We start from the raw sequence: 518 nt of genomic DNA, 5'->3' as shown, positions 1-518 counted from the left end.
GCCTTTGCCAACGAACAGAATTCTATATCGTTGGGTATGCTAGACTTAGCAATCAGTAAAAAAGTGAATAAAGCATCTTTCGTTGGAGAGGTTGCTTTCGGCCCAAGGGGACAAGAACAATCTTTGCTTGCCGGAAAAGGTGGAGATTCCTTTCATTTACAAAATCTTTATGTAAGTTATGATTTCACAGATAAATTTTCCATGACCGCAGGGTTTATGGGCACATTTATCGGCTACGAAATCATCTCTCCAACCGGAAACTTCAATTATTCCACTTCCTACCTGTTTTCTATGGGTCCCTTTCAAAATGCGGGCATAAAAGGTACTTACACATTCTCTGATCAGGTAAGCCTGATGGTTGGACTTTTCAACGATTGGAATGAATGGACAGCAGGAAAATACCAGCCTAAAGAAGGGAAAACAGTTGATTTTATGCGTCGCAAAAGTCCTTATTTTTTTGTTGACCAATATAACGCAGAATTTAATCGTACCATACAACCGATGAAAGGTGGCTATAC

Annotated in this window: 1 protein-coding gene; it reads left to right on the top strand. The window is 39.8% G+C overall.

Annotated features, from left to right (window positions below):
• A partial coding sequence (locus ACFQVC_RS42525; protein WP_381842182.1) for an outer membrane beta-barrel protein occupies nt 1-518 on the top strand: 518 nt, incomplete at both ends.

Origin of the sequence: Streptomyces monticola (assembly GCF_042665355.1) — a bacterium.
In the GTDB taxonomy this organism is placed as follows: Bacteria; Actinomycetota; Actinomycetes; order Streptomycetales; family Streptomycetaceae; genus Streptomyces; species Streptomyces monticola.
The sequence above is the reverse complement of the archived record's forward strand: the minus strand, read 5'-3'. Positions and strand labels throughout refer to the sequence as shown.